Source organism: Cupriavidus yeoncheonensis, from assembly GCF_905397275.1.
Lineage (GTDB): Bacteria > Pseudomonadota > Gammaproteobacteria > Burkholderiales > Burkholderiaceae > Cupriavidus > Cupriavidus yeoncheonensis.
This window is the reverse complement of record NZ_CAJPUY010000001.1, coordinates 417,271-442,064: the sequence shown is the minus strand read 5'-3', so window position 1 is coordinate 442,064 and position 24,794 is coordinate 417,271. Positions and strand designations below refer to the sequence as shown.

The 24,794-nt window shown below is 65.7% G+C and carries 21 protein-coding genes; 18 read left to right on the top strand and 3 right to left on the bottom strand.

From position 1 onward, the window contains the following. The first annotated feature begins 7 nt into the window (after positions 1–7). Entirely contained in the window at positions 8–2,140 is a 2,133-nt protein-coding gene (ligA, locus tag KHO22_RS02115) for an NAD-dependent DNA ligase LigA (RefSeq protein ID WP_211945421.1), read from the top strand. Next, a complete protein-coding gene (def, locus tag KHO22_RS02110; RefSeq protein ID WP_211945420.1) occupies positions 2,137–2,670 on the top strand; it encodes a peptide deformylase in 534 nt (177 codons plus the stop codon). The genes ligA and def overlap by 4 nt, the downstream gene beginning before the upstream one ends. 99 nt (positions 2,671–2,769) lie before the next feature. On the opposite strand, the gene KHO22_RS02105 is transcribed toward def, so the two are convergent. The 3 genes from KHO22_RS02105 to map form a co-directional block, all read right to left on the bottom strand. Then, positions 2,770–4,782 carry a pseudouridine synthase gene (locus KHO22_RS02105; RefSeq protein WP_211945419.1) on the bottom strand — a complete coding sequence of 671 codons (2,013 nt, stop codon included), beginning with the start codon at positions 4,780–4,782 and terminating at the stop codon, positions 2,770–2,772. A 23-nt stretch (positions 4,783–4,805) separates the two neighbouring features. Continuing rightward, positions 4,806–7,388, bottom strand: a complete 2,583-nt coding sequence (locus KHO22_RS02100; protein WP_211945489.1) for a [protein-PII] uridylyltransferase — start codon at positions 7,386–7,388, stop codon at positions 4,806–4,808. A 74-nt stretch (positions 7,389–7,462) separates the two neighbouring features. Continuing rightward, positions 7,463–8,281, bottom strand: a complete 819-nt coding sequence (gene map / locus KHO22_RS02095; RefSeq protein WP_211945418.1) for a type I methionyl aminopeptidase — start codon at positions 8,279–8,281, stop codon at positions 7,463–7,465. Positions 8,282–8,635: 354 nt separating this feature from the next. Here map and rpsB point away from each other — a divergent pair, with 354 nt between their 5' ends. The 16 genes from rpsB to KHO22_RS02015 all read left to right on the top strand — a co-directional run bounded on the left by rpsB (position 8,636) and on the right by KHO22_RS02015 (position 24,792). After that, positions 8,636–9,379: a 30S ribosomal protein S2 gene (gene rpsB, locus KHO22_RS02090; protein WP_211945417.1), complete on the top strand. Its 744-nt coding sequence runs from the start codon at positions 8,636–8,638 to the stop codon at positions 9,377–9,379. A 293-nt stretch (positions 9,380–9,672) separates the two neighbouring features. Beyond that, the gene (gene tsf, locus KHO22_RS02085; RefSeq protein WP_211945416.1) at positions 9,673–10,551 is read left to right on the top strand and encodes a translation elongation factor Ts; all 879 of its coding nucleotides are present in this window, start codon (positions 9,673–9,675) and stop codon (positions 10,549–10,551) included. A gap of 271 nt (positions 10,552–10,822) precedes the next feature. Beyond that, positions 10,823–11,533 carry a UMP kinase gene (gene pyrH / locus KHO22_RS02080; RefSeq protein ID WP_211945415.1) on the top strand — a complete coding sequence of 237 codons (711 nt, stop codon included), beginning with the start codon at positions 10,823–10,825 and terminating at the stop codon, positions 11,531–11,533. Positions 11,534–11,640: 107 nt separating this feature from the next. Then, positions 11,641–12,201 carry a ribosome recycling factor gene (frr, locus tag KHO22_RS02075; RefSeq protein WP_211945414.1) on the top strand — a complete coding sequence of 187 codons (561 nt, stop codon included), beginning with the start codon at positions 11,641–11,643 and terminating at the stop codon, positions 12,199–12,201. 48 nt (positions 12,202–12,249) lie between these two features. Next, positions 12,250–13,020, top strand: coding sequence for an isoprenyl transferase (locus KHO22_RS02070; RefSeq protein WP_211945488.1), 771 nt, complete (start codon positions 12,250–12,252; stop codon positions 13,018–13,020). 39 nt (positions 13,021–13,059) lie between these two features. Further along, positions 13,060–13,881, top strand: a complete 822-nt coding sequence (locus KHO22_RS02065; protein WP_211945413.1) for a phosphatidate cytidylyltransferase — start codon at positions 13,060–13,062, stop codon at positions 13,879–13,881. Positions 13,882–13,898: 17 nt separating this feature from the next. Continuing rightward, positions 13,899–15,086 carry a 1-deoxy-D-xylulose-5-phosphate reductoisomerase gene (ispC, locus tag KHO22_RS02060; RefSeq protein WP_211945412.1) on the top strand — a complete coding sequence of 396 codons (1,188 nt, stop codon included), beginning with the start codon at positions 13,899–13,901 and terminating at the stop codon, positions 15,084–15,086. Positions 15,087–15,206: 120 nt separating this feature from the next. Then, positions 15,207–16,598: an RIP metalloprotease RseP gene (gene rseP / locus KHO22_RS02055; RefSeq protein ID WP_211945411.1), complete on the top strand. Its 1,392-nt coding sequence runs from the start codon at positions 15,207–15,209 to the stop codon at positions 16,596–16,598. Between the two features lie 99 nt (positions 16,599–16,697). Next, entirely contained in the window at positions 16,698–19,052 is a 2,355-nt protein-coding gene (gene bamA, locus KHO22_RS02050; RefSeq protein ID WP_211945410.1) for an outer membrane protein assembly factor BamA, read from the top strand. A gap of 21 nt (positions 19,053–19,073) precedes the next feature. Next, the gene (locus KHO22_RS02045; protein WP_211945409.1) at positions 19,074–19,601 is read left to right on the top strand and encodes an OmpH/Skp family outer membrane protein; all 528 of its coding nucleotides are present in this window, start codon (positions 19,074–19,076) and stop codon (positions 19,599–19,601) included. 34 nt (positions 19,602–19,635) lie between these two features. Then, positions 19,636–20,724, top strand: coding sequence for a UDP-3-O-(3-hydroxymyristoyl)glucosamine N-acyltransferase (lpxD, locus tag KHO22_RS02040; protein ID WP_211945408.1), 1,089 nt, complete (start codon positions 19,636–19,638; stop codon positions 20,722–20,724). A gap of 10 nt (positions 20,725–20,734) precedes the next feature. Then, complete coding sequence (gene fabZ, locus KHO22_RS02035; RefSeq protein ID WP_211945407.1) at positions 20,735–21,187, top strand: 3-hydroxyacyl-ACP dehydratase FabZ; 453 nt, start codon at positions 20,735–20,737, stop codon at positions 21,185–21,187. 110 nt (positions 21,188–21,297) lie between these two features. After that, positions 21,298–22,101, top strand: a complete 804-nt coding sequence (lpxA, locus tag KHO22_RS02030; protein ID WP_211945406.1) for an acyl-ACP--UDP-N-acetylglucosamine O-acyltransferase — start codon at positions 21,298–21,300, stop codon at positions 22,099–22,101. A gap of 12 nt (positions 22,102–22,113) precedes the next feature. Further along, positions 22,114–23,322, top strand: a complete 1,209-nt coding sequence (gene lpxB, locus KHO22_RS02025) for a lipid-A-disaccharide synthase (protein ID WP_211945405.1) — start codon at positions 22,114–22,116, stop codon at positions 23,320–23,322. Beyond that, positions 23,322–23,978, top strand: a complete 657-nt coding sequence (gene rnhB / locus KHO22_RS02020) for a ribonuclease HII (RefSeq protein ID WP_211945404.1) — start codon at positions 23,322–23,324, stop codon at positions 23,976–23,978. Before lpxB ends, rnhB begins: the two co-directional genes overlap by 1 nt. Before the next feature lie 28 nt (positions 23,979–24,006). Then, positions 24,007–24,792 carry a TrmH family RNA methyltransferase gene (locus KHO22_RS02015; RefSeq protein WP_211945403.1) on the top strand — a complete coding sequence of 262 codons (786 nt, stop codon included), beginning with the start codon at positions 24,007–24,009 and terminating at the stop codon, positions 24,790–24,792. The last annotated feature ends 2 nt before the right edge of the window (positions 24,793–24,794 follow it).

Genomic DNA, 24,794 nt, shown 5'->3' with positions numbered 1-24,794 from the left:
GCCTGTCATGAACGCAACCCATCGCGGCGCGCAGGCAGATGCCTCCGCGCCGGTTGGCGGCTTGCCGCCCGCATCCGCCGCCGAGCGCGTGCAATGGCTGCGCGAGGAGCTGGATCGCCACAACCACCAGTACTACGTGCTGGATGCCCCGACCATCCCGGATGCCGAGTACGACGCGCTCTTTTCCGAGCTGCAAGCGCTTGAAACCGAACACCCCGAACTGCTGACGCCCGACTCGCCAACGCAGCGCGTGGGCGGCGCACCGTTGTCGGCCTTCGATACGGTGCGCCACCGCGTGCCGATGCTGTCGCTCAACAACGGCTTTTCCGACGAGGACGTGGTCGGCTTTGACCGTCGCTGCGCGCAAGGGCTCGGACGCAGCGCCGCGGCCGGCGAACAGGACCTGTTCAGCGCCGCGCAAGCCGTCGAGTACGCGAGCGAGCTGAAGTTCGACGGCCTGGCGATGTCGCTGCGCTACGAGGACGGCCGGCTGGTGCAGGCGGCGACGCGCGGAGACGGCGAGACCGGCGAAGACGTGACGGTGAATGTGCGCACCATCAAGGCGATTCCGCTGAAGCTGCGTGGCGCGGCGCCGCCGGTGCTCGAAGTGCGCGGCGAAGTCTTCATGTACCGGCGCGATTTCGACAAGCTCAATGCCCGCCAGGCCGAGGCCGGCGAGAAGACTTTCGTCAATCCGCGCAATGCCGCCGCCGGCAGCCTGCGCCAGCTCGATCCGCGTATTACCGCCAGGCGTCCGCTGTCGTTCTTCGCCTATGGCCTTGGCGAGCTGCAGGGCATGGAACGTCCCGCCACGCACAGTGCCATGCTGGACGGCTTTGCCGCCATGGGGCTGCCGGTCTGCCAGGAGCGCGCGGTGGTCAAGGGCGCGCAGGGTCTGCTGGATTTCTACCGCAAGGTGGGCGAGAAGCGTGACCAGCTGCCGTACGACATCGATGGCGTGGTCTACAAGGTCAATGCGCTGGCCGAGCAGGAGCAGCTCGGCTTCGTGTCGCGCGCGCCGCGCTTCGCGCTGGCGCACAAGTTCCCGGCGCAGGAGATGACCACCATCGTCGAGGACATCGAAGTGCAGGTCGGCCGCACCGGCGCCATTACTCCGGTAGCCCGCCTGCAGCCGGTGTTCGTGGGCGGCGTGACGGTGACCAATGCCACCCTGCACAACGAGGACGAGGTGCGCCGCAAGGACGTGCATATCGGCGATACGGTGATCGTGCGCCGCGCCGGCGACGTGATTCCGGAAGTCGTGGCGGTGGTGCCGGAACGGCGCCCGGAAGGCGCGCGGGCCTTCGTGATGCCGGTCACCTGCCCGGTTTGCGGTTCGCACATCGAGCGCCTGGAGGACGAGGCCATCGCGCGCTGCACGGGCGGCCTGATCTGCGCCGCGCAGCGCAAGCAGGCGCTGCTGCATTTCGCGCAACGCCGGGCCATGGATATCGAAGGGCTGGGCGACAAGGTGGTGGAGCAGGTGGTGGACCAGGGCATCGTCCATACGCCGGCGGATCTCTACAAGCTCGGCGTGGCCAAGCTGGCGGCGCTGGACCGCATGGCCGACAAGTCGGCCGGCAACCTGGTGGCGGCGATCGAAGCTTCGCGCAGCACCACGTTCAACCGGTTTATCTTTGCGCTGGGCATCCGGCATGTCGGCGAGGCCACGGCCAAGGACCTGGCGCGCCATTTCGGCAAGCTGGACGCGCTCATGGTGGCTGACGAGGCCGCGCTGCTCGAAGTCAACGACGTGGGCCCGGTGGTGGCGCAGTCGATCGTCAACTTCTTCGGCGAACCGCACAATGTGGAGGTCATCGAGCAGTTGCGCGCGGCTGGCGTACACTGGGCCGAAAGCGAGCCCGCCGCCAGGGCGCCGGCGCCGCTGGCCGGCAAGACCTTCGTGCTGACCGGCACCTTGCCGACCCTGTCGCGCGAGACCGCCAAGGAAATGCTGGAAGCCGCGGGCGCCAAGGTGGCCGGGTCGGTGTCGAAGAAGACTGACTACGTGGTGGCCGGCGCCGAGGCCGGCAGCAAGCTGGACAAGGCCGAGGCCCTCGGCGTGCCGGTGCTCGATGAGGCCGGCATGCTGGCGCTGCTGGAGTCGGCCGGGGCAGGTCAACCGGGGGAACAGCCATGATCCGCGAGATTCTCAAGATGGGCGATGCGCGCCTGCTGCAGGTGGCGCGGCCGGTGGAGCGCTTCAACACGCCGGAACTGCGCACGCTGATCGAAGACATGTTCGACACCATGGACCATGCCAATGGCGCGGGCCTGGCGGCGCCGCAGATCGGCGTGGACCTGCAGGTGGTGATCTTCGGCTTTGACCGCAATCCGCGCTATCCCGACGCGCCGATGGTGCCCAAGACGGTGCTGATCAACCCGGTGCTGGAGACCCTGTCCGATGAACTGGAGGACGGCTGGGAAGGCTGCCTGTCGGTGCCGGGGCTGCGCGGCGTGGTGCCGCGCCACACGCGGCTGAAGTACAGCGGCCACGATCTGCAGGGCGGGCGCATCGAGCGCATTGCCGAGGGCTTTCACGCGCGCGTGGTGCAACACGAATGCGACCACCTGCAAGGCATCCTGTACCCGATGCGCGTGCGCGACTTCACGCGTTTCGGCTTTACCGAGGTCCTGTTTCCCGAGTTGCCACCGAACAGTGACGATTGAAGGGCTGTGACAACCATGAAAAACGGGGCGCCATCTGGCGCCCCGTTTTCATTGATGCCTGCCCGGCGAGACCAGGCTCGCCGGCAGTGATGCGATGCCTCAGAACTTCTCGAACGGCCCGAGGAAGCGCCACTGTCCCGGCGGCAGGTCGCCCAGCACGATGCGACCCATGCGCACGCGCTTGAGTCCAACCACCTCCAGGCCCACCTGTTCGCACATGCGGCGAATCTGGCGCTTGCGGCCTTCACGCAGCACGAAGCGCAGCTGCTCCTCGTTCTGCCAGCTCACCTTGGCCGGCTTGAGGGTCACGCCGTCGAGCGACAGGCCGTGGCGCAGCAGTTCAAGCTGGTCTTCCGGGAAGACTTCGCTGACCTTGCGCTCGACCACGCCTTCGGGCGAGTGCCATTGCACGCGCACCAGGTATTCCTTCTCGACGTTCGAGTCTTCGCCGATCAGGGCGCGGGCCACGCGGCCATCCTGGGTCAGGACCAGCAGGCCGGTCGAGTCGATGTCGAGGCGGCCGGCAGGCGCCAGGCTCTTGCGCTGCCACGGCGCAAAGCGCTTGCGCGTCGGGTCTTCCGACCACTGGTTCTCCGCCGTGAAGAGCACGGCGGCCGGTTCGTAGCCGTCTTCGGCCTGGCCGGAGACAAAGCCCATCGGCTTGTGCAGGAGCACCGTGACACGCTCGCCTTGCTCGGAGCGGGCGGCCTGGTGAATCTCGATGCTGGCGTCAGCCCGCACGCGTGAGCCGAGTTCGGTCACGGGCTTGCCGTCGACCAGCACCCAGCCGCGCGGGATCCATTCGTCCGCTTCACGACGCGAGCACAGGCCCAGTTCGGACATGCGCTTGGACAGGCGGACGAGGCCGTCATCGTGGCCGGACTCATGCGCATCGGTGCCGGCGTGGGACGGCTGCTGGTCGGCACGCGGCGGGCGCGCACGGTCAGCGGTGTCGCTGAAGCGGCGCGCCGGCGCATCGCCGCGCCGGCCGCCGGAGTCCGGCGCGCGGCGCTGGCGGTCGTCATCGCCAAAGCGGCGCGGACGGTTGTTGTCATCGCCATAGCGGCGCGGCGCTTCACCGCCCTCAGTGCGGCGCGGCGGACGGTTGTCGTCGCTGAAACGGCGGGGGCGCGCATCGTCATTGCCGAAGCGGCGCGGCGCATCACCGCCCTCGGTACGGCGCGGCGGACGATTGTCATCGCTGAAACGGCGGGGGCGCGCGTCGTCATTGCCAAAGCGGCGCGGCGCTTCACCGCCCTCGGTACGGCGCGGCGGACGGTTGTCGTCGCCATAGCGGCGGGGGCGTCCATCGTCATTGCCGAAGCGGCGTGGCGCTTCACCGCCCTCGGTGCGGCGCGGCGGACGGTTGTCGTCGCTGAAACGGCGGGGGCGTGCATCGTCATTGCCGAAACGGCGCGGCGCATCACCGCCCTCACGGCGCGGCGGACGGTTGTCATCACTGAAACGGCGCGGGCGTGTGTCGTCATTGCCGAAGCGGCGCGGCGCTTCACCGCCCTCGGTGCGGCGTGGCGGACGGTTGTCGTCGCTGAAACGACGGGGGCGCGCATCGTCATTGCCGAAGCGGCGCGGCGCTTCACCGCCCTCGGTACGGCGCGGCGGACGGTTGTCGTCGCTGAAACGGCGGGGGCGTGCGTCGTCATTGCCGAAGCGGCGCGGCGCTTCACCGCCTTCGGTGCGGCGTGGCGGACGGTTGTCGTCGCTGAAACGGCGGGGGCGTGCATCGTCATTGCCGAAGCGGCGCGGCGCTTCACCGCCCTCGGTGCGGCGTGGCGGGCGGTTGTCGTCGCTGAAACGGCGGGGACGTGCGTCATCGTCGAAACGGCGCGGGCGCGCCTGCCGCTCGCCATCGGCCGGACGGCCCTGGCGCGGGGCGCGGCCAGTGGCGGGGTCGGCCGGTGACTTCGTGCCCTTGGCGGACTTCGCGCCAGCGCCGCCTTGCGCGCGCCGGATACCGTCGGCCACGGCCTGCACGCGCTTGCGGTTCAGGTCCGAGACGCGCACGGGCCGGTTGCCGGCCGGCTTGCGGGGGGCGGTGCCTTCGGGCGGCTTGATGCCGAGCGTCTTGCGCTTCGGCGAATTGCTGTCGGTCATATCTTCAATGCTGCGCGGCCGGGTCAGATTTCCAGCGCGGCGAGCAAGTCCTGTTCAAGCTGAATCTGCAATCGGTTGTCGGCGGCAAGACGGCTGCCGTCGAGCAGGAACACGTCTTCGACGCGTTCGCCAAGGGTATTGATGCGCGCCGTATGCACGGATGCGCGATGTTGCGCCAGCACGCGTGTGATGGCGTAAAGCAGGCCGGTGCGGTCGTTGGCCGACAGCGACAGCAGGTAGTACTGGCCGCGCTCGTCGGGCCGCAGGTCCACGCGCGGCTTGATCGGGAAGCTGCGCGACTGGCGCGACAGACGGCCCTGGCTGGGTTCCGGGAGCGCTGCCTGCTGCTGCAGGCGGTCGCCCAGTTCATGCTCCACCAGCGCGAGGATGTCGCGATAGTTGCCGCCATCGTGATCCATGCCCGGGTCGGTCACCTGGAACGTGTCCAGTGCATAGCCGTGGCGCGTGGTGTGGATCTTGGCGTCCTGGATCGAGAACGCCTTGCGCTCGAAGTAGCCGCAGATGCGGGCGAAGAGATCAGGCTGGTCCTTGACATAGACCGCAACCTGCAAGCCCTCGCCGGCTGGGGAAATCCGCGCCTTCACCACGGGCACCGGACTGTCCACCTTGTTGAACAGATGGCGGGTCAGCCAGGCGATATCGCGCGAATCATGGCGCAGGAAGAAGGCCACGTCGAGCTGCGCCCAAAGCGGCTTGCCCAGTTCGGGCTCGAATGCCTTCAGGCGCAGCTGCGAGATCGTTTCTTCCTTGCGTTGCGCCCAGATCGAATGCGGATCGACCCTGGCGCCGCCCAGCACGCGCAGCGTGATGCGGTACAGGTCTTCCAGCAGCTTGCCCTTCCAGGCATTCCACACCTTGGGGCTGGTGCCGCGGATATCGGCCACCGTCAGCAGGTACAGTGCCGTCAGGTGGCGTTCGTCCCCGACCACCCGGGCGAAGGCGTGGACGACTTCAGGATCGGTCAGGTCCTGCTTCTGCGCCACCTGGCTCATGGTCAGGTGATGCTCGACGAGCCAGCAGATCAGGTCGGCATCCTCGCGCGCAATGCCGTGCTGCTTGCAGAAGCGGCGCGCATCCACGGTGCCGAGCTTCGAGTGATCGCCGCCGCGGCCCTTGGCGATGTCATGGAACAGCGCCGCCACGCACAGCACCCACGGCTTGTCGAAGCTCGCCATGAGCTGGCTGCAGAACGGGAATTCGTGCGTGTGCTCGACAATGGCGAAGCGGCGCATATTGCGCACCACCATCAGGATGTGCTGGTCCACGGTGTAGACGTGGAACAGGTCATGCTGCATCTGGCCGACGATGCGCCGGAAATTGATCAGGTAGCGGCCCAGCACGCTGGTCTGGTTCATCAGGCGCAGCGCGTGGGTGATGCCCTGCGGCTCCTGCAGGATGGCCAGAAACAGGCGGCGGTTTTCCGGGTCGCTGCGCCAGCGCGCATCCATCACGGTACGCGCGTTGTAGAGGCCGCGCAGCGTGCGCGGCGTCAATCCCTTGATGCCCGGCGTGCGCTCGTACAGCAGGAAGGTTTCAAGGATCGCGTGCGGGTCGCTTTCGTAGAGGCTGTCGCTGGTGATTTCCAGCATGCCCTGGCGTTCGACGAAGCGCTCGTTGATCACGCGCGTCACCTGCGATTCGCTCGGGAACAGCAGCGCCTCGATATTGAGCAGCAGCACGCTGTTGAGCTGGGTCACCGCCTTGGCGGCCCAGTAGTAGCGGCGCATGAGCTGCTCGCTGGCGCGCTTGTTGTCGTTCTGGCGGTAGCCGAAGGATTCGGCCAGCGCGGTCTGCAGATCGAACACGAGCACGTCCTGGCGTCGTCCCGCGATGATGTGCAGGCGGGCGCGGATGGTCTTCAGCAGGCGTTCGTTGCGTGCGAGCTCCTGGGCTTCGCGCTCTGTCAGCAGGCCCTTCTCGAACAGCTCCTTCCAGCTGTGGCCCAGGCCCGCAGCCTTCGTCATCCACAGGATCACCTGCAGGTCACGCAGGCCGCCCGGGCTTTCCTTGCAGTTGGGCTCGAGCGCGTAGGGCGTGTCCTGGTACTTGGCGTGCCGCTGGCGCAATTCCAGCAGCTTGGCCTGGAAAAAATCGGCCGGGTCCAGATCGGCCTGGTGCTGCGTGCGCAGCGCATTGAACAGCTTGCGCTCGCCGGTCAGCAGGCGCGCCTCCAGCAGCGAGGTCTGGATCGTGATGTCGGCGCGGGCTTCCCGGATGCAGTCCTCCACCGTACGCACCGACGAGCCGATCTCCAGCCCGAGGTCCCAGCACATGCCGATGAACCGCTCGAGCCGGCTCGCCGTGCCGGCATCCGGCTCGGACGGCAGCAGCAGCAGCACGTCCACGTCGGAATACGGGAACAGTTCCCCGCGGCCGTAGCCGCCGACGGCCACCAGCGCCGCGCCGGCGGGCATGTCCAGCCCGCGCCACGCCTCGATGAGCGCGGCATCGACGGCCCGGCGCAGACGCGTGATGAGCGTGCCGACGTGAGACGACAAGGTGAAGTCGGCAAACAGGGCCTGCTTGTCGGCTTTCAACTTGTCGCGAACGCGTGCGGCGAGCAGGAGTTCCGGCGTGGTGTCCATGGGCTGGGCAGGATGGTTCGTGGGCATGGCTGGAAAAAGAAAGGCGCCGTCAGGCGCCCCCAACCATGTGCGGCTCAGGCCGCGACCGACTCGGTGATGAACGCGGGCGGTGCGGGCGTGTTGGCGGACACGGTCAGTACCTCGTAGCCGGTCTCGGTCACCAGCACGGTATGTTCCCACTGGGCGGACAGGCTGCGGTCGCGGGTCTTGACCGTCCACTGGTCGGGCATGGTGCGGATATCGCGCTTGCCGGCATTGATCATCGGTTCGACGGTGAAGATCATGCCTGCCTTGATCTCGGTGCCGGTACCCGCGCGGCCGTAGTGCAGGATCTGCGGATCTTCATGGAAGTTCTTGCCGATGCCGTGGCCGCAGTATTCACGCACCACGCTGTAGCCGGCGGCTTCCGCATGTACCTGGATGGCGTGGCCGATATCGCCCAGGCGGGCGCCGCCGCGCACCTGCGCGATGCCCTTCCACATGCATTCGTAGGTCACCTGCGCGAGCCGCTTGGCCAGGATCGAAGCATCACCGACGAGGAACATGCGGCTGGTATCGCCATAGTAGCCTTCCTTGGTGATGACCGTGATATCCAGATTGACGGCGTCGCCGCTCTTGAGCACGCGGTCGCCGGGGATGCCGTGGCAGATCACGTCATTGACCGAGGTGCAGATGGCGCCGGGGAAGGGCGGATAGCCCGGGGGCGCATAATTCAGCGGCGCCGGCACGGTGCCTTGCACGTCACGCATATAGGCATGGCAGAGGCGGTCGAGTTCGCCCGTCGTCACGCCGGGCTTGACGAACGGTGTGATGTAGTCGAGGACTTCCGAGGCAAGGCGGCAAGCCACGCGCATGTGGGCGATGTCTTCGGCGGTATTCAGGTGGATGCTCATGCTGCTTCGCCAGAAAAAGTGAAGGCGAGGCCACGGGCCGCGCCAGAATCAGATGGGGAATGTGGGATTATCGCACCATCGGGGCTCGGTCGCAGCGGTTGGCCCTGCAATCGGGGTCAGATGAAAGGCACTTCCCGTTTCTTCGTGCCCGTATCGGCAGCGTTGCTGTCCGCTTGAGTGGTACGCGCATTTATTGCTAGAATAGCGGGCTGGCCTGGTTGCGGTGCAACATTCGCTGTTGTTCGCTGTCACCGGCCGTATTTGAGATCGTGAAATCGCTGGTCCGCCCATCCGGGGTGTTCCTCTTCAGGAATGTCGGGGCGGACTTCAGACCTAACCCTATTGGAGAATTACATGTCCGTTACCATGCGCGAAATGCTGGAAGCCGGTTGCCACTTCGGCCACCAGACCCGCTTCTGGAACCCGAAGATGGCCCCCTTCATCTTCGGCCATCGCAACAAGATTCACATCATCAACCTCGAAAAGACGTTGCCGATGTTCCAGGACGCAATGAAGTACGTGCGTCAACTGGCCGCCAACCGCGGCACCATCATGTTCGTGGGCACCAAGCGCCAGTCGCGTGAAATCCTGGCTGAAGAAGCTGGCCGCGCCGGCATGCCCTACGTCGACGCCCGCTGGCTCGGCGGCATGCTGACCAACTTCAAGACGGTCAAGACCTCGATCAAGCGCCTGAAGGACATGGAAGCCGCCAAGGAAGCCGGCGCGCTGGAAACCATGAGCAAGAAGGAAGCGCTGATGTTCGAGCGCGAAATGATCAAGCTGGAAAAGTCGATCGGCGGCATCAAGGACATGGGCGGCGTTCCTGACGCCATCTTCGTGGTGGACGTCGGCTACCACAAGATCGCCGTGACCGAAGCCAAGAAGCTGGGCATCCCCGTGATCGGCGTGGTCGATACCAACCACTCGCCGGAAGGCATCGACTACGTGATCCCGGGCAACGACGACTCGTCCAAGGCTGTGGCCCTGTACGTGCGCGGCGTGGCTGACGCGATCCTGGAAGGCCGTGCCAACGCCGTTCAGGAAGTTGTCGAAGCCGCTCGCGGCGGTGACGACTTCGTCGAAGTGCAGGAAGGCTGATTGCCGGCTGCCGAGAGGACCCCGATCACGCGCATCGCCACGGAACGATCACAAGGCATCGGCCACCGGACCTGACAAAAGGTGCGGGGCGTTGCGCGGAGCCGGTCAATACCGGCCTCGGCATTGCGACAAGAAAAAGGGGGCACATCCGGCGCCCCCTTTTTTTGAATTTGCAGTATCTGGATGATTGTCATCCGCCGCAGGCAAGCTCTGCCGCGGGTGAAGCTGTACACCCGGCCGGTTGCCAGACAGGAAACTGGGGCACCCGGCGCGAACCATTCAAGGAGTGACAAATGGCGGCAATTACCGCAAGCATGGTGGCTGAACTGCGCGCGAAGACCGACGCGCCGATGATGGAATGCAAGAAGGCCCTGACCGAGGCCGGCGGCGACCTGGACAAGGCTGAAGAGCTGCTGCGCGTCAAGCTGGGCAACAAGGCCAGCAAGGCCGCGTCGCGCGTGACCGCCGAGGGCGTGGTCGCCTCGTTCATCGACGGCACCACCGGTGCGCTGGTCGAATTGAACTGCGAGACCGATTTCGTCTCCAAGAACGACGACTTCCTGGCTTTCACCGCCAAGGTTGCCGAGCTGATCGCCAAGCAGAACCCGGCCGACGTGGCTGCGCTGTCGGCGCTGGAAATCGACGGCGTGAGCGTTGAAGCCACCCGTACCGCCCTGATCGGCAAGATCGGCGAAAACCTGGCGATCCGCCGCTTTGTTCGCTACGCCAACGGCGGCAAGCTGGTTTCGTATCTGCACGGCACCCGTATCGGCGTGATGGTCGAGTTCGATGGCGACGAAGCTGCCGCCAAGGACGTCGCCATGCACGTGGCCGCCATGAAGCCGGTGTCGCTGTCGGCTGACCAGGTTCCCGCCGAGCTGATCGCCAAGGAACGCAGCATTGCCGAGCAGAAGGCTGCCGAGTCGGGCAAGCCGGCCGAAATCGCCGCCAAGATGGTGGAGGGTTCGGTCCAGAAGTACCTGAAGGAAGTGTCGCTGTTCAACCAGCCGTTCGTGAAGAACGACAAGCAGACCGTCGAGCAGATGCTCAAGGCTGCCAACACGACCGTGAAGGGCTTCACCCTGTACGTCGTGGGCGAAGGCATCGAGAAGAAGCAGGACGACTTCGCTGCCGAAGTGGCCGCCCAGGTGGCCGCTGCACAGAAGGGCTGATGACCGGGGCGGGGTGCCACCCTTCCGGGGTTGGCGCGCCGCCTATAATGCCGAAGGGGCGCCGCGAGGTGCCCCTCTGTGTAAGTAGGATCGAAGCAGCAGCATACGGCTCCGGTTGTGTGCGCTGCAACAGCCAGTTTCCGGCGTCATCCGTCCATCGCGGGTGACCCCGAAAACCGGTTTATCTCCGGCATTCGCGCGGCCTGGCCGCACGGGTGTATCAAAACTATACGTCTCAAATCGAGCGACTTGCTCCTGTCCGAGGGTGAACATGCCAGCCTACAAGCGCGTCCTACTGAAACTCTCCGGTGAAGCCCTCATGGGCGACGATGCCTTTGGCATCAACCGCGCCACCATCGAAGCGATGGTCAATGATATTGCCGAGATCGTGAAGCTCGGCGTCCAGGTGGCGGTCGTGATCGGCGGTGGCAATATCTTCCGCGGTGTCGCGGGCGGTGCCGCCGGCATGGATCGCGCCACGGCCGACTACATGGGCATGCTGGCCACCATGATGAACGCGCTGGCCCTGCAGGACGCCATGCGCCACGCCAGTATCGAAGGCCGCGTCCAGTCCGCGCTGCGCATGGACCAGGTGGTCGAGCCCTATATCCGCCCGCGCGCCATCCGCCAGCTCGAAGAGGGCAAGGTGGTGATCTTCGCCGCCGGCACCGGCAACCCGTTCTTCACGACCGACACGGCCGCGGCGCTGCGCGGCGCGGAGATCGGCGCCGAGATCGTGCTCAAGGCGACCAAGGTGGACGGCGTGTACACGGCCGACCCCAAGAAGGACCCGAGCGCCACGCGCTACACCACGATTTCGTTCGACGAGGCGATCTCGCGCAACCTGCAGGTCATGGATGCCACGGCTTTCGCGCTGTGCCGCGACCAGAAGCTGCCGATCAAGGTGTTCTCCATCGTCAAGCCGGGCGCGCTCAAGCGCGTGATCCTGGGCGAGGACGAAGGTACGCTGGTCCACGTCTGAACGCGGGAGCCGGGCGCGAAATCTGGTGTGCGGCCCGGCAAAGAGTAGAATGATTCATTTTCAATGCCAGGATCTGGGATCTTGGTAGCTGATTTCCGGAGGTAATGATGAGCGTCGCCGAAACCAAGAAGAGCGTCGAGCAGAAGATGCAGAAGACGATCGAGGCCTTCAAGGCCGATCTGGCTAAAGTCCGCACCGGCCGTGCCCACACCGGCCTGCTCGACCACGTACAGGTGGACTACTACGGTTCGATGGTACCGATCAGCCAGGTGGCGAACGTCGGTCTGGGCGATGCCCGCACCATTACGGTCCAGCCCTGGGAAAAGAAGATGGTCGGCGCGATCGAGAAGGCCATCCGCGACTGCGACCTGGGCCTGAACCCGGCCACCATGGGTGAAATCATCCGCGTGCCGATGCCGGCCCTGACCGAAGAGCGCCGCAAGGAGCTGACGAAGGTGGTCAAGGGCGAGGCCGAGGGCGCCAAGGTGGCCGTGCGCAACCTTCGCCGCGACGCCAACGAGCAGTTCAAGAAGCTGGTCAAGGACAAGACCATCTCCGAGGACGACGAGCGCCGCGGCCAGGACGAGGTGCAGAAGCTGACCGACAAGTTCGTGGCCGAAATCGACAAGATGGTCGCCGAAAAAGAGAAGGAGATCATGACGGTCTGAGGGCTGCCCGGCGCTTTGCCGCCGGCGTCTTCAGTGTCGTTTGCCACCATGCAGCACATCAGTTCTACGCTCGCCGTCCCCGACACCACCTATGTGCCCCGCCACGTTGCCATCATCATGGATGGCAACGGCCGCTGGGCGACACAGCGCCATCTGCCGCGCGTGGCCGGTCACAGCCGCGGGCTGGACGCCGTGCGCGCCGTGGTGGAGGCCAGCGCCGCGCGCGGCGTGAAATTCCTGACCTTGTTTGCGTTCAGCTCCGAGAACTGGCGCCGTCCCGCGGACGAGGTATCGTTCCTGATGCGCCTGTTCATGACCGCTCTGCGCCGCGAAGTGGTCAAGATGCACGCGAACAATATCCGCGTGCGCGTGGTAGGGGACCTGAGCCGCTTCAGCCCGCGGATCCAGCAACTGATCAAGGATGCCGAGGCGCGCACGGCGGGCAACAGCGGCCTGACCGTGACCATCGCCGCCAATTACGGCGGTCGCTGGGACCTGCTGCAGGCCATGCGCAAGATGCTGGCCCGCTCGCCGATGCTCGACCCCGAGTCGATCGACGAGTCGGTGCTGGCGCCGCACCTGGTCATGTCCTATGCGCCGGAGCCGGACCTGTTCATCCGTACCGGCGGCGAGCAGCGCATCAGCAATTTCCTGTTGTGGCAGCTGGCCTATTCCGAGCTGTATTTCACCGACGTCTACTGGCCGGACTTCGACGCCGCCGAGCTGGACAAGGCTTTTGCCTCGTACCGCCAGCGTGAACGCCGCTTTGGCCGCACCAGCGCCCAGCTGGTCGCGCCGGGGCTGTCCGGCACTGCCTGAAAGGCAGGCCGATCCACCTTTCCACGGGACTAGCAGCGCATGCTTCTCACCCGCGTCATCACCGCCCTGTGCCTGCTGCTGCTGATTTTGCCGATCCTGTTCCTGGCGCCGCCTGCGGCGCTGGCCGGCCTTGTCGCGGTGATCGTGCTGCTCGGCGGCTGGGAATTCGGGCGGCTTATCGGCCTGCGCGGCGTCTGGCCTTACGTCTATGCGGTGGCCTGCCTGGTGGCGCTGATTGCCTGGCATGATCTGCCGGTCCGCCAGGGCCTGGTCTGGCTGCTGCAGGCAGCCGTGGTCTGCTGGGGGGTTGCGCTGGTGCTGCTCGCGCGCGGCGTGCGGACGGCGACAGCCGGGTTCACCCTGCTGGGCGCCATGCTCGGCCTGATCATGCTGCCAGCATTCGGGCACGCAACGCTGATCCTGCGCGGTGCCGGCATTGGCGTGCTGCTGACCGCCGCCGTGCTGGTGTGGGCTGCCGACATTGGCGCCTATTTCGTCGGCAAGGCCATCGGCCGGCGCAAGCTCGCCCCATCCATCAGCCCGGGCAAGTCCTGGGAAGGCGCCATCGGCGGCTGGCTGCTGGCGATGCTGATCGGCCTGAGCCTGGCGGCGACGCATGCGTTTGCCCCGACCTGGTTCTCTGTCATGGCCGACCATGGCGGGCTGGTGCTGGTGGCGCTCTTGACCACGCTGCTGGTTGCCGCCAGTATCATTGGCGACCTGTTCGAGTCGCTGCTCAAGCGGCAGGTCGGCATGAAGGACAGCAGCCGGCTGCTGCCGGGCCATGGCGGCGTGCTGGATCGCATTGATGCCCTGTTGCCGGTGTTTCCGCTGGCGGCCCTGATGGTGACCTATTTCTGAAGCGGTTCTGTTCTGATATGCATCGAATTACCATCCTCGGCGCTACCGGCTCGATCGGCGAAAGCACGCTCGACGTGGTGCGGCGCCACGCGGACCGCTATGCAGTACATGCCCTGACCGCGCACCGGCAGGTGCAGAAACTGGCGGCGAGTTGTATCGAATTCAGGCCCGCCCGCGCCGTCGTGGGCACGCCGGAAGCCGCGCGGGAGCTGGAAACGCTGCTGCGCGCGGCCGGTGTTGCGACGGAAGTCAGCCACGGCGAGGCCGCGCTGGAGTCTGTCGCGAGCGACGCACAGACAGATTCGGTCATGGCCGCGATCGTCGGCGCGGCGGGGTTGCGTCCCACGCTGGCGGCCGCCCGCGCCGGCAAGCGCGTGCTGCTGGCCAACAAGGAAGCGCTGGTCATGTCCGGGCGCATCTTCATGGATGCGGTGCGCGAACACGGCGCCACGCTGCTGCCGATCGACAGCGAACACAACGCCATCTTCCAGTGCCTGCCGGCGAGCGATCAGCGCTATCGCGCCGGCGTGGCCAAGATCGTGCTGACTGCGTCGGGCGGTCCGTTCCGTACGCGCGATCCGTCTACGCTGCATGACATCACGCCGGACCAGGCCTGCGCCCATCCCAACTGGGTCATGGGCCGCAAGATCTCGGTCGACTCGGCCACCATGATGAACAAGGGCCTGGAGGTCATCGAGGCCCACTGGCTTTTCGGGGCGCCGGCCGAGCACATTGAAGTGCTGATTCATCCGCAGAGCATCGTGCATTCGATGGTCGCCTACCTGGACGGTTCGGTGCTGGCGCAGCTGGGGAACCCGGATATGCGCACGCCGATCGCCTATGGCCTGGCCTATCCTGAGCGGATCGATGCGGGCGTTTCGGCGCTGGACCTGACTGTGGCCGGCGCTCTCAATTTCGAAAAGCCCGACCTGGCGCGTTTTCCCTGCCTGGCGCTGGCCTTCGATGCGCTGCGCGCGGGCGGCGTGGCGCCTGCGGTGCTGAACGCGGCCAACGAAGTGGCGGTCGAGGCATTCCTCCAGGGTGGCAGCCGCTTTACCGACATCGCACGGATCGTTGGCAACGTGCTGGAAAGTACACCCAACAGTGCGGCCGACTCGCTCGAATGCGTGCTGGATGCCGACCACAGGGCGCGGCAGGCCGCACGTGCCTGTCTGCAGGAACTGACAACAAGCGCCCCGCGCTGACGGTATGGCCAGCGGCATCTGCGACAATGGCGATGCCGCGGCAGCCGGTGCCCATGAAAGGGGCGGCCGCCGTGCGGCCTGGCCACCGCCAGCCCGGCCAACTTTCCTGACGACCCTGCCATGCAAACCGTAATCGCCTTTGTCGTCGCCCTCTGCGTGCTGATCTTCGTGCACGAGATGGGCCACTACCTTGCCGCGCGCGCTTGCGGAGTCAAGGTGCTGCGGTTCTCGATCGGCTTCGGCCGGCCGCTGCTGCGCTGGATTTCCAAGGGGAGGGACCGCACGGAATGGACCGTCGCGGCCATTCCGCTGGGCGGCTACGTCAAGATGCTGGACGAGCGCGAGCGGGACCCCGAGCATGACGCGCCGATCGACCCGGCCGAGTTGCCGCGCGCCTTCAACCGGCAGCCGGTGGGCAAGCGCTTTGTCATTGTCGCGGCGGGGCCGCTGGCCAATTTCGCGCTGGCGATCGTACTGTATTTCGGTCTCTTTACGGGCGGAATGCGCGAGCCGGCGCCGATCCTCGCAGCCCCCGCAAGCGGCACCATGGCCGCCCAGGCCGGCGTGCGCGAAGGCGACCGGGTGTTGTCGCTGGAGGCCAACGGGCGCGAAGAAGCCGTGCGTTCATGGAACGAGCTGCGCATGGCGGTATTTGCCGAAGGCTTCGGTGACGCCCGCGCTGTACTGCGGGTCCGCGGCGCCGACGGCGGCGAACGCGACCTGACGCTGGCCCGGCTGCCCAGCACCGGCAGCAATCCCGAGCAGGATCCGCTTGCCATGCTCGGCCTTTCGCTGAAGGGTGGCCCCGTGACGATCACCGAAGTCCTGCCCGGTTCCGCGGCGGAAAGGGCCGGCCTGAAGCCGGGCGATCGGGTGGTGGCATGGCAGGGCACGCCGCTCACCCAGGCCGCGGAACTGATCAAGGCGGTGCGCGCGCAGCCGGGCCAGCGCGTGGCGCTCGGCATCGAGCGCGGTGGCCAGCGCCTGGATCTTCCGGTAACGCTCGACAGCACGCCACCTCGCGAAGGCGAAGCCCCGGGGACGGCGCCGGCCGGCAAGCTGGGCGCCGCGCTCAGCCAGGCGGTGCAGATGGAGACCGTGCGCTATGCGCCGGTACAGGCCCTGACGCGTGCCGCCGGCCAGGTCTGGAGCACCAGCGTCCTGTCGCTCAAGCTGCTCGGCAAGATGCTGATCGGACAGGCCTCGCTGCAGAACCTGAGCGGCCCGCTGACCGTGGCGGACTACGCCGGACGTGCCGCCCACCTCGGGCTACAGGCCTTTGTCAGCTTCCTGGCGCTGGTCAGCGTCAGCCTCGGCGTGCTGAATTTGTTACCTATTCCGGTTCTGGATGGGGGGCATTTGCTGTATTATTGCGTGGAATTTTTGACCGGCAGGCCCGTCCCAGACCACTGGCAGGCAATGCTGCAGAAGGTAGGCATCGCCTGCATCTTGCTCCTGACTTCGCTCGCTTTGTTCAATGACGTCAGCCGGATGTTCCTGGCCAATGGCTAGAAACAGGTAACGGCAAACAGGGCGGTCGTGTTGCCGACACCGTCGCCCGGGACGCTATTGACAGGCGCAGTCCCACGAAGCATCGGAGCGCAATCCTGGATGGAATCAAAGAGGGGATCAAGATTGATCAGACATAAGCGCATCTCGCTGGGCTTGCTCGCGAGTGCCATTATTGCAGCCTGGAGCCCGGCAGGCTGGGCCGCCGATCCGTTTGTCGTGAAGGACATCCGCGTTGAGGGTCTGCAACGCGTGGAACCGGGTACGGTCTTTGGCTACCTTCCCGTCCGCGTTGGTGAGACGTTCACCGACGACAAGGGCGCCGACGCCATCCGCGCCCTGTATAACACCGGCTTCTTCAAGGACGTGCAGATCCGCGCCGAAGACGGCGTGCTGGTCGTGCAGGTGGAAGAGCGCCCGGCCATTTCGCAGCTCGAGTTCGTCGGCATCAAGGAATTCGACAAGGACACGCTGCGCCGTTCGCTGCGCGCCGTCGGTGTCGCCGAAGCGCGGTACTACGACAAGGCCCTGATCGACAAGGCCGAGCAGGAACTGAAGCGCCAGTACGTGGCCCGCGGCTATTACGCGGCCGACGTGCAGACCACGGTGACGCCGGTTGACCGCAATCGCGTGTCGGTGGTGTTCAACGTGGAAGAGGGCCCGGTCGCCAAGATCAAGCAGATCAATATCGTCGGCAACAAGGCCTTCAAGGAAGGCACGCTGCGCGACGAGATGCAGCTGTCCACGCCGAACTGGCTGTCCTGGTACACCAAGAACGATCTCTACTCCAAGCAGAAGCTCACGGCTGACCTGGAAGCGCTGCGCTCGTACTACCTGAATCGCGGCTACCTGGAATTCGCCATCGATTCGACCCAGGTATCGATCACGCCGGACAAGAAGGACATCTACCTGACGCTGAACATCAAGGAAGGCGAGCAGTACAAGGTGTCCGATATCCGCCTGGCCGGCGAACTGCTCGGCAAGCAGGAGGAAATGGAAAAGCTGCTGCAGCTCAAGAAGGGCGATATTTTCTCGTCCGAGAAGCTGACGGCAAGCACCAAGTCCATCACCGACCTGCTCGGCACCTATGGCTATGCGTTCACCACCATCAACCCGCAGCCCCAGATCGACCAGGAAAAGCGCGAAGTCGCGCTGACGCTGATGGTCGACCCGGGCCGCCGCGTGTACGTGCGTCGCGTGAATGTGGTCGGCAACAGCAAGACCCGCGACGAAGTGGTGCGCCGTGAAATGCGCCAGATGGAAAGCTCCTGGTTCGACAGCGAGAAGCTCCAGCAGTCCCAGGCGCGTATCAACCGCACGGGCTACTTCACCGACACCAACATCACCACCGAGGACGTCGCGGGCGCGCCGGACCAGGTGGATGTGAACGTCAATGTGACCGAAAAGCCGACCGGCCAGATCAGCCTGGGCGTGGGCTTCTCGTCCACGGACAAGCTCGTGCTGCAGGCCGGCCTGCGCCAGGACAACGTGTTCGGCTCCGGCACCAGCCTGGGCCTGGACGTGAACACCGCCAAGTCGTTCCGTACCATTGCGCTGACGCAGTACGACCCGTACTTCACGGTGGATGGCATCAGCCGCTCGACCGATATCTACTACCGTACGTCCCGTCCGCTGTACTACACGGGCGATCAGGACTACAAGATCGAAACGGCCGGTGGCGGCTTCAAGTTCGGCGTGCCGTTCTCGGAAGTCGATACCGTGTTCTTCGGTATCGGCTACGAATGGACCCGTATCTCGGTCTCGCCGAATACGCCGGCCCAGTACGTCAAGTTCCTGCACGATATCGGCAAGCTCCCGGCCGGCCAGACCGTGGGCACCGCGTCGCCGATCAACAACTTCCCGTTCACGATCGGCTGGGCGCGTGACCGCCGCGACTCGGCGCTGGTTCCGACCAAGGGCCCCTACACCCAGGCGAACCTGGAAGTCGGGATTCCGGGCGGGGACGTGCAGTACTATCGTGCCAGCGTGCAGCAGCAGTACTTCTATCCGCTTTCGAAGGCCTTCACGCTGGCCCTCAACGGCGAAGTCGCTTACGGCCACGGCTATGGCAACACGCCGTTCCCGGTGTACAAATACTTCTACGCCGGCGGTATCGGCTCGGTGCGCGGCTACCAGACCAGCACCCTGGGCCCGAAGGACCAGAACGGCAACCCGGTGGGTGGCGCGTCCAAGATGATCGGTAACGTGGAATTCATCTTCCCGCTGCCGGGTTCGGGCGTGGACCGCACGCTGCGCCTGTTCACCTTCTTCGACTTCGGTAACGTGTATCAGGAAGGCGCGCCGCTGTCGTTCAGCGAACTGAAGTACTCCACCGGTTTCGGCATGTCGTGGCTGTCGCCGATCGGCCCGCTGAAGATCAGCATGGGCTTCCCGCTGAAGAAGGACGATACCGACAAGGTTCAGCGCTTCCAGTTCCAGATCGGCACTGCGTTCTGATTCTGTAAAAGGATCTGTTTCATGAATACAAAATCCAAATTGGTCAAGACCCTGAGCGCCGCCGCCGTGGCTGCGGCGGCGCTGTGTGCCGCGGCACCGGCGATGGCCCAGGAAGCCCGTATTGCCGCGGTGAACTCCGAGCGCATCCTGCGCGATTCGCAGCCTGCCAAGGCTGCGCAAGTCAAGCTGGAACAGGAGTTCTCCAAGCGCGACCGCGAGCTCCAGGACATGGCCCAGAAGATCAAGGGCATGGCCGACAAGCTGGACAAGGACACGGCCGTGCTGGCCGATTCGGACCGCCAGCGTCGCCAGCGCGAAGTCGCGGACCTGGACCGCGAGTTCCAGCGCAAGCAACGGGAATTCCGCGAGGACCTGAACCAGCGCCGCAATGAGGAACTGGCGCAGGTGCTCGAGCGCGCCAACCGGGTGATCCGATCGATTGCCGAGCAGCGCAAGTACGACCTGATCGTGCAGGAAGCGGTGTACGTGAACCCGCGCATCGACATCACCGACGATGTGATGAAGGCGCTGAACGCTGGCGGCAAGTAAGCCGCTGGCCGTCCTTTTTTCAGGAAGTACCGCCATGCAGACACCCACACTGGGGCAGCTCGCCACCGAGAACGGCGCGCAGGTTGTGGGTGATCCCGACCTCGCGATCATCGGCCTGGCTCCGCTGGATCAGGCCGGTCCCGGCGAACTCTCGTTTCTCTCCAATCCGCTCTACCTGTCGCAGGCGCTGGCATCGAAGGCCGGCGCCGTGATCGTGTCGGCGGCGGATCTGGAACGCATCCGTGCGCAAGGGCAGGCCGTCGGCCGCAACTGGCTGGTGGCGCGCAATCCGTATGTCTGCTTCGCATGGATCGCCCAGCGCTTCGACAATGCCAACCGCGACACGCGCACGGGCATCGACCCGCGCGCCAGCGTTGCCCAGGGGGTTGCCGTTCCGGCTTCGTGTTTCATCGGCCCGAACGTGGTCATCGAATCCGGAGCGCGCATTGGCGAGCGCGTGCGTATCCTGGCCAATAGCTTCGTCGGCGCCAATGCGGAGATCGGTGAGGATTCGCTGATCTACGCCAATGTGTCGGTCTACCATCATTGCGTGGTCGGTGCGCGCGCGATCCTGCACAGCGGGGTCGTGATCGGTGCCGACGGCTTCGGTTTCGCGCCGGATATCGGTCCCACCGGCGTCGAGTACGTGAAGATTCCGCAGACCGGCCGGGCCGTGCTCGGCAACGATGTCGAAGTCGGCGCCAATACCGCCATCGACCGCGGCGCGATGGCGGATACCGTGATCGAGGACGGTTGCAAGATCGACAACCAGGTCCAGATCGCGCACAACGTGCGGGTTGGCGCCCATACGGTGATTGCGGGCTGCGCCGCGGTTTCGGGCAGCACGCACATCGGACGGTTCTGCGTGATCGGCGGCGCCGCGAATTTCTCGGGGCACCTGACGATTGCCGATCGCACCACGGTGTCGGGCGGGACCTCGATCACCAAATCCATTACCAAGCCCGGTGGGCACTTCACCAGCGTGTTTCCGTTCCTGCCGCACGGCGAATGGGAGCGCAACGCCGCCATCGTGCGTGGACTAACCAAGCTGCGTGAACGCGTCATGCAACTGGAGCGCCGCCTGCGCGGCCAGTCCGCCGGGACCCAAACCTCACAAGACTAAGAGAAAGATCATGACCGCCGCCGAAATCGACATCCGCAAGATCCTGAAGCTGCTTCCGCACCGCTATCCGATCCTGCTGGTGGACCGCGTGCTGGAATTCGAGCCGCAGAAGCGCATCAAGACGCTGAAGAACGTCACCATCAACGAGCCGTACTTCCAGGGCCACTTCCCCGATCAGCCGGTCATGCCCGGCGTGATGATCCTGGAAGCGCTGGCGCAATCGGCCGGCCTGCTGACGTTCGGCGCAGACATGGGGCGCAAGGAAGGGGCGCTGTACTACTTCGTCGGCATCGACGGCGCACGCTTCAAGCAGGTCGTCTACCCCGGCGACCAGTTGCACATGAACGTGACCGTGGAGCGCTATATCCGCGGCATCTGGAAGTTCAAGGCATTCGCCACGGTGGACGACAAGGTAGCGTGCGAGGCGGAGCTGATGTGCACCGTCAAGCAGGCTGACGCCTGAGTCCACCCGCCCGCGGCAGCGCCGCGGGCACGGCGGCTATCTGCCGCCACGCCTGGGCCGGGGCGGCCCAGTTCCCGGCCCCCAGACACCAGACCAACAGGACAGGACGTATGACGCAAATCCATCCCACCGCACTGGTCGACCCGAAAGCAGAACTTGCGGCCGACGTGACCGTTGGCCCGTTTTCCATTGTCGGCCCGAATGTGCGGATCGGCAGCGGCACCCAGATCGGCGCGCACTCGACGGTCGAAGGCCACACCACGATCGGCGAGGGCAACAACATCGGCCCGTACGCTTCGGTGGGCGGCGTGCCGCAGGACATGAAGTACCGCAACGAGCCGACCCGGCTCGATATCGGCGATCGCAACACCATCCGTGAATTCACCACGATCCACACCGGCACGGTGCAGGACCGCGGCGTGACCACGATCGGCAGCGACAACTGGATCATGGCCTACGTGCACATCGCGCATGACTGCTCGGTGGGCAACCACACGGTGTTTTCCAGCAACGCACAGATCGCCGGCCACGTGGAAGTGGGCGACTGGGCCATCCTCGGCGGCATGAGTGGCGTGCACCAGTTCGTGCGCATCGGCGCGCATGCCATGCTGGGCGGTGCTTCGGCCCTGGTGCAGGACGTGCCCCCGTTCGTGATCGCGGCCAGCGACAAGAGCGGCAACAAGGCCACGCCGCACGGTGTCAATGTGGAAGGCCTGCGCCGCCGCGGCTTTGACGCCGCGCAGATCGCCGCGCTGCGCCAGGCCTACAAGCTGTTGTACAAGTCGGATCTCGGCTTCGACGACGCGCGCAACGAGATCGCTGCGCTGCTGGCCCAGGCCGATGCGAGCGCCGCCGGCCCCCTGCGCGAGTTCCTTGACTTCATTGCCGCCACCCAGCGCGGCATCGTGCGCTGAGACTGACCGGACATGGTCGACACCGCGATTCTGGGCTCGCTGCCTGCCGGTACCGGAACCCATGTCGGTCAGCGTGGCACCATTGCCATGGTGGCCGGCGAAGCTTCCGGCGACCTGCTGGCATCGTTGATGCTGGGCGGGCTCAAGGCCCGGCTGGGCGATACAGTCAGCTATGCCGGCATCGGCGGCAAGCGCATGATGGCGGAGGGCTTTGTTTCGCACTGGCCGATGGAGACACTGTCGGTCAACGGCTACGTCGAAGTCCTGGGTTCGCTGCGCGAGATCCTGGCAACACGCCGTGCCATCCGTGATTCGCTGCTGGCGAATCCGCCGGTATGTTTTATCGGCGTGGATGCGCCGGACTTCAATTTCGGGCTGGAGGTGCCGCTGCGGCGCGCGGGGATTCCGGTGGTCCATTTCGTCAGTCCCTCGATCTGGGCCTGGCGGGGCGGGCGCATCCGCACCATCGCGCGCGCGGTCGACCACATTCTCTGCCTGTTTCCGTTCGAGCCCGAGATCTATGCCAAGGCCGGCATTCCGGCCACCTATGTGGGCCATCCGCTGGCCGACGTGATTCCGATGGTGCCCGATGTCGCAGGGGCGCGCACGGCGCTGGGCCTGCCTGAAGGCCACCGCGTGGTGGCGGTGCTGCCAGGTAGCCGGCAGTCCGAGGTGCGCAATCTCGGCGCCACGTTCTTCGCCGCCATGGCGCAGATGCAGCGCATGGACCCGAACCTGGCGTTCGTGCTTCCCGCCGCGAGCGCGCCGTTGCGCGCCATCGTGGAGAGCCTGCACCAGCAGTACCCGGAGCTGCGCCTCACCATTGTCGACGGCCATTCGCACCTGGCCATGGAGGCAGCCGATGTGGTGCTGCTGGCCAGCGGCACCGCGACGCTGGAGGCGGCGCTCTACAAGAAGCCCATGGTGATCTCGTACAAGGTGCCCTGGCTGACCGCGCAGATCATGAAGCGACAGGGCTACCTGCCCTACGTGGGCCTGCCGAATATCCTGTCAGGGCGCTTTGTCGTGCCCGAGTTGCTGCAGGACGATGCCACGCCTGAAGCGCTGGCGCGCGAGACGCTGCTGCAGCTCAATGACCAGGGCAATATCGCCTTCCTGTACGAACACTTCACGCGCATGCACGAAACGCTCAAGTGCAATACCGCGCAGATTGCCGCCGATGTGGTCGTCGACCTGGTGCGCGCGAGGGGGCTGGCCTGATGGTGCGCCGCAATTCGCCGTCTCCGCAGATGGGATTCGACCTTGCGCCAGCCGCGGCAAGCGTCCGGTTCCTGTGCGGTGTCGATGAGGCCGGCCGGGGGCCGCTGGCGGGGCCCGTATACGCTGCGGCCGTGGTTTTCGATCCGGGCAAGCCGATGATTCGCGGGCTCGCGGATTCGAAGATACTCACCGCGAAAAAGCGCGAAGAACTCTACGACAAGATCTGCGAGCGTGCGCTGGGCTGGCATATCGCCTTCGCCACTGTGGAGGAGATCGATACCATCAACATCCTGCATGCGTCCATGCTGGCGATGCAGCGCGCGGTGCAGGGACTGGCAGAGCAGGGCATTACGCCGGACCTGGTCCAGGTAGACGGCAATCGGTGTCCGCAGGTGCCGTTTCCGGTCGAGGCGGTGGTCAAGGGCGACGCGCTGGTCAAGGCAATCTCGGCGGCGTCGATCCTGGCGAAGGTCGCGCGGGACCGCGAGCTGCTGGTCTTGCACGACGCCTATCCGCAGTACGGCTTCGATGCCCACTCGGGCTATCCGACACCGCAGCACCTGGCGGCGCTCGCGCAATTCGGCGCTTCGCCGCACCATCGGCGATCCTTCGCACCCGTGCGCGAGGCATTGGCCCGCGGCCCGGTAGCCTTTTGAGCGCAGCGCGCGCACCGAGAATCAACCTGTGAAGCACGTCACTTCGCGCGACAACGCGCTGTTCAAACATCTCAAGGCCCTCGCCACGTCGACGCACCAGCGCCGCAAGGCCGGGCAGTCGCTGCTCGATGGCGTGCACCTTGCGCAGGCCTACGTCGCGGCCCTGGGGCAACCGGTCAGTTGCGTAGTGTCGGAGCGCCACTACGACCACGCCGAAGTGGCGCCCTTGCTGACGCAGATCGACAGCCAGCGGCTAGTCGTGCTGGCCGATGCACTGTTCGTGCAGGTCAGCGGGGTGGCAAACGGCATCGACCTGATGCTGGTGATTGAGACGCCGGCGGGGCATCTGCCGGCGCGGATCGAGGAAGACTGCATCATCCTCGATGGCTTGCAGGACGCCGGCAATGTCGGGTCGATCCTGCGCAGCGCCGCGGCAGCCGGCATCCGTCACGCCTTCCTGGGCACCGGTTGCGCGTTCGCGTGGTCGATCAAGACCCTGCGCGCCGGCATGGGCGCCAACTTCCACCTGAACATCGTCGAGCACTGCACCATCGACATGCTGGCACCGCGGCTGGCCGTGCCGCTGCTGGCGACGTCATCGCATGCCGACGCGGCGGTGTTCGATACCGACTTGCGCAAGCCGGTTGCATGGATCGTGGGCAATGAGGGCGCAGGCGTCAGTGCCGCCTGGATGGAACGCGTGGCGCGCACCGTCGGCATTCCGCAGCCCGGCGGCCTGGAATCGCTGAACGTAGCGGCCGCCACCGCGATCTGCCTGTTCGAGGCAGTGCGGCAGCGGCGCACGACGCCATAGGC

Bases quoted from the DNA above. Each gene is read 5' to 3' on its own strand.
- ligA (WP_211945421.1), top strand. From the start codon at position 8: ATGAACGCAACCCATCGCGGCGCGCAGGCAGATGCCTCCGCGCCGGTT.
- def (WP_211945420.1), top strand. From the start codon at position 2,137: ATGATCCGCGAGATTCTCAAGATGGGCGATGCGCGCCTGCTGCAGGTG.
- KHO22_RS02105 (WP_211945419.1), bottom strand. From the start codon at position 4,782: ATGACCGACAGCAATTCGCCGAAGCGCAAGACGCTCGGCATCAAGCCG.
- KHO22_RS02100 (WP_211945489.1), bottom strand. From the start codon at position 7,388: ATGGACACCACGCCGGAACTCCTGCTCGCCGCACGCGTTCGCGACAAG.
- map (WP_211945418.1), bottom strand. From the start codon at position 8,281: ATGAGCATCCACCTGAATACCGCCGAAGACATCGCCCACATGCGCGTG.
- rpsB (WP_211945417.1), top strand. From the start codon at position 8,636: ATGTCCGTTACCATGCGCGAAATGCTGGAAGCCGGTTGCCACTTCGGC.
- tsf (WP_211945416.1), top strand. From the start codon at position 9,673: ATGGCGGCAATTACCGCAAGCATGGTGGCTGAACTGCGCGCGAAGACC.
- pyrH (WP_211945415.1), top strand. From the start codon at position 10,823: ATGCCAGCCTACAAGCGCGTCCTACTGAAACTCTCCGGTGAAGCCCTC.
- frr (WP_211945414.1), top strand. From the start codon at position 11,641: ATGAGCGTCGCCGAAACCAAGAAGAGCGTCGAGCAGAAGATGCAGAAG.
- KHO22_RS02070 (WP_211945488.1), top strand. From the start codon at position 12,250: ATGCAGCACATCAGTTCTACGCTCGCCGTCCCCGACACCACCTATGTG.
- KHO22_RS02065 (WP_211945413.1), top strand. From the start codon at position 13,060: ATGCTTCTCACCCGCGTCATCACCGCCCTGTGCCTGCTGCTGCTGATT.
- ispC (WP_211945412.1), top strand. From the start codon at position 13,899: ATGCATCGAATTACCATCCTCGGCGCTACCGGCTCGATCGGCGAAAGC.
- rseP (WP_211945411.1), top strand. From the start codon at position 15,207: ATGCAAACCGTAATCGCCTTTGTCGTCGCCCTCTGCGTGCTGATCTTC.
- bamA (WP_211945410.1), top strand. From the start codon at position 16,698: ATGGAATCAAAGAGGGGATCAAGATTGATCAGACATAAGCGCATCTCG.
- KHO22_RS02045 (WP_211945409.1), top strand. From the start codon at position 19,074: ATGAATACAAAATCCAAATTGGTCAAGACCCTGAGCGCCGCCGCCGTG.
- lpxD (WP_211945408.1), top strand. From the start codon at position 19,636: ATGCAGACACCCACACTGGGGCAGCTCGCCACCGAGAACGGCGCGCAG.
- fabZ (WP_211945407.1), top strand. From the start codon at position 20,735: ATGACCGCCGCCGAAATCGACATCCGCAAGATCCTGAAGCTGCTTCCG.
- lpxA (WP_211945406.1), top strand. From the start codon at position 21,298: ATGACGCAAATCCATCCCACCGCACTGGTCGACCCGAAAGCAGAACTT.
- lpxB (WP_211945405.1), top strand. From the start codon at position 22,114: ATGGTCGACACCGCGATTCTGGGCTCGCTGCCTGCCGGTACCGGAACC.
- rnhB (WP_211945404.1), top strand. From the start codon at position 23,322: ATGGTGCGCCGCAATTCGCCGTCTCCGCAGATGGGATTCGACCTTGCG.